Source organism: Coprococcus sp. RTP21281st1_F1_RTP21281_210402, from assembly GCF_040915325.1.
GTDB lineage: Bacteria > Bacillota > Clostridia > Lachnospirales > Lachnospiraceae > Coprococcus > Coprococcus aceti.
Genome location: NZ_JBCPDQ010000012.1, coordinates 1 through 6,231 on the forward strand (window position 1 = coordinate 1; position 6,231 = coordinate 6,231).

The 6,231-nt window shown below is 43.9% G+C and carries 5 protein-coding genes, 1 pseudogene and 1 other annotated feature; all 6 genes and pseudogenes read right to left on the minus strand.

What is annotated here, in order from left to right; translation table 11 throughout:
- Positions 1-123: 123 nt before the first annotated feature.
- On the minus strand, positions 124-825 hold the full coding sequence (locus AB5150_RS13900) for a hypothetical protein (RefSeq protein WP_015534046.1): 702 nt from the start codon (positions 823-825) through the stop codon (positions 124-126).
- 288 nt (positions 826-1,113) lie between these two features.
- The gene (gene nudC / locus AB5150_RS13905; RefSeq protein WP_055274084.1) at positions 1,114-1,989 is read right to left on the minus strand and encodes an NAD(+) diphosphatase; all 876 of its coding nucleotides are present in this window, start codon (positions 1,987-1,989) and stop codon (positions 1,114-1,116) included.
- 229 nt (positions 1,990-2,218) lie between these two features.
- Complete coding sequence (locus AB5150_RS13910; RefSeq protein ID WP_022216075.1) at positions 2,219-3,940, minus strand: carbon starvation protein A; 1,722 nt, start codon at positions 3,938-3,940, stop codon at positions 2,219-2,221.
- A gap of 84 nt (positions 3,941-4,024) precedes the next feature.
- Positions 4,025-4,313: a binding site (T-box leader), on the minus strand.
- A gap of 166 nt (positions 4,314-4,479) precedes the next feature.
- Positions 4,480-5,418, minus strand: a complete 939-nt coding sequence (locus AB5150_RS13915; protein ID WP_015534050.1) for a DMT family transporter — start codon at positions 5,416-5,418, stop codon at positions 4,480-4,482.
- A 59-nt stretch (positions 5,419-5,477) separates the two neighbouring features.
- Positions 5,478-5,624: pseudogene (locus AB5150_RS13920) on the minus strand (polar amino acid ABC transporter ATP-binding protein); the annotation flags it as partial.
- A 153-nt stretch (positions 5,625-5,777) separates the two neighbouring features.
- A partial coding sequence (locus AB5150_RS13925; protein WP_368292076.1) for an EAL domain-containing protein occupies positions 5,778-6,231 on the minus strand: 454 nt, incomplete at its 5' end.

Below are 6,231 nucleotides of genomic sequence, written 5' to 3' on the forward strand. Positions count from 1 at the left end.
ACATCATTTTAAACTCATAACTATAACGCATAAAAATACCCTCCTTACTGGTTGTCCAGTAAAGAGGGTACATATCAGTCATTGTCTCCGCCGTTTATTTAAAACACATATATCAAAGTGACTTTACCACTCGTGCACCTCTACTTCTAACCCCCACGTGCTGAACAGTGAATCCGCAGCCTCCTCCACAGTCTGACCATCAGGGAGTGCCATGTAACTTCCACTCACGCTCACTATTCCGTCACCACAGTTACTATAGGCTATCCACAGTGCACATTCCTCCCCAGCTGGGATCACCCACACCTGATCCAGCACCGGTTCACTTACTACATACGCCTGATCATACCTAAGTATTGATGAGGCCGCCAATGCACTCGCTCCCCCAGCGCTGGCGGTCACATAATTTCCAAATGCCAAGCACGCATTTTTTTCAACACGGTCTCTAGCCGTATCGGACAGGGACGTTTCACCATCAGTCTGCCCCATAATGAATTTTGCTGCTTTATCCGAGATTATCACAACTGCAATCTTGCCACTTGTGTCGGCTATATTATCCCCCCAGTCACTTGCGACTTCAGCAACCTCGTCACTTCCGCCCATTATCTTTATATAAGCTTCATCATTTGCAAGTTCGTTCACCGAAGCCGCCACATCTAGGGCAGTCTCCTTGAACCACTCCTCATCCGGCGTATTGACCTTGAACTTTCCTTGACTCTCTATACCCGATTTGGTTCTATCTGTTTTATCACTGCTTACCACTGATGAACATCCCGCAAGTCCCACCAGTGCCGCAAGCACACATATCACAATTCCTGTCTTTTTCATATTCCATTTACCCCTTTTTTCTCGATATAAGCCCATTTTTAATGTCTTATTATATAAAGAAACATTCTCCCATATTTTTCTCAAGTATCCATATCCTTGATTTGTCTATAATACAATAACTCCATACATTTACACAACCGTTTAAAACTTAAATAATCTTTTTTCTGCCCGTAGGGTATTTGTAGTGAGTCCTGCAATAAACAGCGATCTTAACTCCGTGTGTAACTTGAAAACGACAATGACCACCCGTCCGGATATTCAATGGATATTACATCTTAACTCTATTTGTCACTTAAACACTTCCTGTCCGTGCTCTTTAAAGTATACCATCATCTCATGTGTGAGACTCAGGTGCTCCGGATAGTCTGGAATATCATCACGGTTCACCCACTCTCCGGTTGCAAGCTCTTGTCTGTCTATGGTCAGATGTCCGTCACCGCCCTCCGGTATGTCTGCCTGACAGAAATAACCCATGAGAAGATTGCTGTCATAGCCCCATGGCTGTGACTTGTAATAAGTGATATTCTTAACGCTGATGCCGACCTCCTCCATGACCTCCCGTCTGACGGTCTGCTCAGCGCTCTCCCCTATCTCGGTAAATCCCGCTATCAGGGCATATCTCTTGTACTCCCTGCCCGCATATGTGGTAAGTATGATCCTGTCGCCGTCGATCACGCCCACTATGACAGCAGGAGCTATGACTGGAAATATCAGCCTGCCGCATGACGGACATCTGAGCATCCTCTCTTTCTCATCATGAACAGTTCTCTCTCCACAGGCACCACAGAACCTGTTGGTCCTGTACCAAAGCGACAGATGCCAGCCTGTCGCCGCCGCAAGAACCGCAGTCTTCGGATAGCAAGCCCTTGTCTTATACATGCTTCGGTATTCATAGCCCGGGGCAGCAAGTCTGTTATCTCCATTCCACATAAAATATGCGGTATCATCTATTGAAAAGAGATAAACCAGATCCCCTATTTTCCTATCGCATCCGGTTATTTTCTGCAGTTCTCCATACGTCATAAACCCAAGCAGGTTCTCATCATCCATAACTTTCGCAAATATCATTTTCTCAGAAAAAGAGAGAACCATATCGTGATCCTCTGGTTCTCTCCTGTTACTATATTGATTATTAAACCTCTGTGGTTCTATATCCTGTATCATACCTATATTTCCTCCACTATTCCAGATGTCCAAAGATCTCAAAGAGAATGACATCCCTCATTTCCCCTATTATTTTCCTTCAAAGACTTCAGCCTGTCAATCCTTAATGTTGGTTACAGCCATGCCATGTAAACATAAAAAATCAGACAATCGGTATTTCACCAATTGCCTGATTTTTTGGTAGGTATTATATTTAAAATCTTTATCGGGGATTCCCCCCACTCATCTATTAAGCCTCTGCCTTCTCAGCATTCTCCTTCTTCATAAGAACGAGCTTCTTGATACATGTGATGGCCACGATGATACCAAGCACGATAAGGAATACTGCTACTATAAGCTGAAGTCCCTCTACAAGGAATGTTGCTGTTCCAGCCTGGAACTTCTGTACATTGCCTATTACATTGAGCACGATAGCTGTAAATGTAACAGCAAGCATTATCAGCATAGGTGGGTAGAGCATTGCGTGCTTTCTGTTTGTTGCCTTGAGGAATACTGCTACGCCTATAAGTACAAGGGCTGCAAGCATCTGGTTTGCTGATCCGAAGAGTGGCCATACATTTGAATATCCACCCTTGCAGAGAAGATAACCAAAGAACAGTGTTATAACTGTTGCAAAATACTTGTTTGTAAGTATCTTCTGCCATACAGGCATCTTGGATGTATCTGTTGTGTCTCCCATGAAGAGCTCCTGGAATGACATACGTCCGATACGTGCAACTGAGTCAAGTGATGTAAGAGCAAGTGCTGATACACACATTGTCATGAATACATTTGCAACTGAGTTTGGAAGTCCGAACTTCTCGAGGAATCCTGCGATACCCTGTGAGAAGATCTGGAAAGGTGTAAGACCCTCTGGAGCCTTGCCGCCAACTGCGACAGCACCAACTACTATAAGTGAGATAACTCCGAGGAGCGTCTCAAGGATCATTGCGCCGTAACCTACGAAAAGCATATCTTTTTCATTTCTTACTGTCTTAGATGATGTTCCTGATGAAACAAGGCTGTGGAAACCGGAAACCGCACCACAGGCGATCGTTACAAACAGTGTTGGGAACAGATAACTCTTAGCTCCTGTTGATGATACAACTGTGAAACCATTGAATGCATTCAGGTTCATATCAGGATGTCCTACCAGAACTCCGACAAATGCACCAACTAACATACCGATGAGCATGAATGTTGTCATGTAATCTCTTGGCTGCATGAGTAACCACATTGGAAGAACTGATGCGAGGAAGAGGTAAGCCATGATTACGTAATTCCACTGGTCACCATTTAAGTACCAAGGACATTTCATACCTACTGCAAACATTGCAACGATGAGGACGATAGCTACTATAGCTTTGAGCCACTCCTTCATATTCTTGCATGTCTTCATAACCACACCGAATACCATGGCTACTACTATGAACAGCATTGAAACTGTAGCAGCTGCAGCACCATTGAAGTTCTTTGTCACAGCTCCGTCAGCGCCTGCTGTGAAACCGTTAAATGTCGATGAAACCATCGATGTAAATGCTGCTATAACAAGAAGTGTAAAGAGCCAGCAGAACAGTGAGAAGAATCTTCTTCCTGCCTTGCCTATGTACTTCTCGATGACAAGTCCTATTGACTTACCACCATTTTTAACTGATGCGTAAAGTGAACCAAAATCCTGAACTGCACCAAAGAATACGCCTCCGACAAGCAGCCAGAGTAAAACTGGTACCCATCCGAACATGGCTGCGATGATAGGTCCCTGGACAGGGCCGGCACCTGCTATCGATGAAAACTGATGTGCAAATACTGTAAGCTTTGATGATGGTACATAATCCTTGCCATCCTCATTTGCAACTGCTGGTGTCTTTGCATTTGGATCTACACCCCATTTCTTTGCAAGCCATCTTCCATAGCCCAGATAGCCAGCACCTAAAACTACTACTGCGATAAGAACAATTACCAAACTATTCATATCTTTCTCCTTTCTCACGCCTTATGGCGATATCTCATTTTTGCAAAGAGTAAATTAAAAAAGGCTTTCGTCTTTATGCAATCTCATAAAGACGAAAGCCTGTATACTTCCGCGTTACCACTTTATTTGCCATCATAAAAGGATGACCTCTCTGACCTTATCTCGCCTGACCACTACTCACTGTCTATTGAAATAAGCTTCTATGTAACGGTAGAAAACCGGTGACACCTAATGTCTCTGGCATCTCATGACCAGGGAATTCAGTGCACTGCTCGCAGAGGATAATCATCAAGGACATACACCGTCTCACACCAACCGGCGGCTCTCTGAAGTATGCGATCTTTGACGACCGTATTCTGTTCTTTGCATTTGCTCTTTGTTCGGTACCTAAACTAGCACTGAAGTATTTTAATGTCAACCCATTTTTGCAAGTAAATAAAAACTCGCATTTTTTTCAAGTGTTTCAACGATATATGTACGCCCGCTGCATATCTTTTCTTGTGAAAACAAAGTATTTTTATCATCGGCTCTCAAGACGTTCATGCCATCTCTTTCTTTCCTCGTCCGACCGGGATCTGTGCCAGAAGTATTGCGGCAAATATCAGCCCGCATCCTGCAAGCTGTCTTACCCCCATACGTTCTCCAAGGATGATCCAACCGGCAATGACAGAGAATACCGACTCAAGGCTCATGATCATTGAAGCGACAGTGGGATTTAGTCCGTTCTGTCCAACTATCTGAAGTGTATATGCCACGCCACATGACAACACTCCTGCATAGAGTATCGGAATCCACGCACTCAATGTACCGAGAGGCTGCACCCATGCCGCAATTCCAGCCACACTATGATGCATCTCCGAGAAAAACGCCGGGAATATGCTGAGAATCCCGCATACCCAAAACTGTATACATGACATTCTGACTCCATCCACAAGCGGTGAGAAATGGTCTATCACAAGTATATGTACTGCAAAAAGCAATGCACATACAAGCACCATAAGATCACTGCTCTGAAATGACAGTGAGCTGCTCATACAAAGCAGATAAAGCCCCACCACAGCTATAACTATTCCAAGCCATATATTCCAGCCACATTTCTTCTTCAAAAACAGACTCAGAATTGGAACCAGCAATATGTAACACGCTGTGAGAAATCCCGCTTTTCCCGCCGGTGTTCCCATATAAAGTCCAAGCTGCTGTGCAGAGCTTGCCAGGAACAGAACAGTTCCACAGCATATACCTCCAATCACAAGTCTCTTTCTATCTGATCTATTACTCGGTTTCCTATCAGATGGTTTTACCCTGTCAATTATAAATATGACCGGTATAAGAACAGCACCGCCAATCAGTGACCTTATTCCGTTGAAAGAGAACGGTCCAACCGCATCTCCTCCCTGTCTCTGCGCAACAAAGGCTACGCCCCATATAAAAGCTGTCAAAACTAGCAGCAGTGAATTCCTTACCTGTCTACTCTTCATCTGTGAAACCTCTCGTTCTTTTTAGTCAGTGCCACAGCATACAACATACAGGCACTCTATTATGTGTTGAGAATTGAACTGAGAAACGCCTTTGTCCTGTCATTCTGCGGGTTTCCGAACAGCTGCTCCGGGGTTCCATCCTCGACTATGATCCCGTTAGCCATAAATATAACACGGTCAGCCACTTCCCTGGCAACCCCCATCTCAAGCAGCAGTTTTTTCTGTGTTTCTTTATCAATCCTCTCAACAGTTTTATCATTTTCCCGGTGAAGAAACAAGTCCCCATGTATATATATTTTACCGTTTTACTACATACACAAAAAGCGGCAATGGAGTTCATATGGCTCCATTGCCGCTTTTTAATATCCCGATTCCAGCCTTTGCTCAAATTCATCCTTTGGCAGGGGCTTGTCAAACACATATCCCTGTACTATATCACAGCCAAGCTTTTCCAGATAGTCAAGCTGCTGAGTTGTTTCAACGCCCTCCGCAACTGACTTTTTCCCGAGTCTGCCTATGAGGTTTATTATGCTTGAAAACATTACTATATCCTGGTGCTTATTATTGTTTACATCGTCAAAAGGTATCAGCGATTTGTCTATCTTGATGGTATCAAGGTCAACCTTTTTGATCATGTTGAGTGAAGAAAATCCTGTGCCAAAATCATCTATGGATGTACTTATGCCTCGTTCCTTGAGTCTTTCTATCACGCTTGACATGATCTCATAATTCTGATAATCCTCACTTTCTGTGAGCTCTATCTCAATATAGCTTCTGTCTATCCCAAATCTGTCTATGGTACCGGTTATGCGT

Bases quoted from the DNA above. Each gene is read 5' to 3' on its own strand.
- AB5150_RS13910 (WP_022216075.1), bottom strand. From the start codon at position 3,940: ATGAATAGTTTGGTAATTGTTCTTATCGCAGTAGTAGTTTTAGGTGCT.
- AB5150_RS13900 (WP_015534046.1), bottom strand. From the start codon at position 825: ATGAAAAAGACAGGAATTGTGATATGTGTGCTTGCGGCACTGGTGGGA.
- nudC (WP_055274084.1), bottom strand. From the start codon at position 1,989: ATGATACAGGATATAGAACCACAGAGGTTTAATAATCAATATAGTAAC.
- AB5150_RS13915 (WP_015534050.1), bottom strand. From the start codon at position 5,418: ATGAAGAGTAGACAGGTAAGGAATTCACTGCTGCTAGTTTTGACAGCT.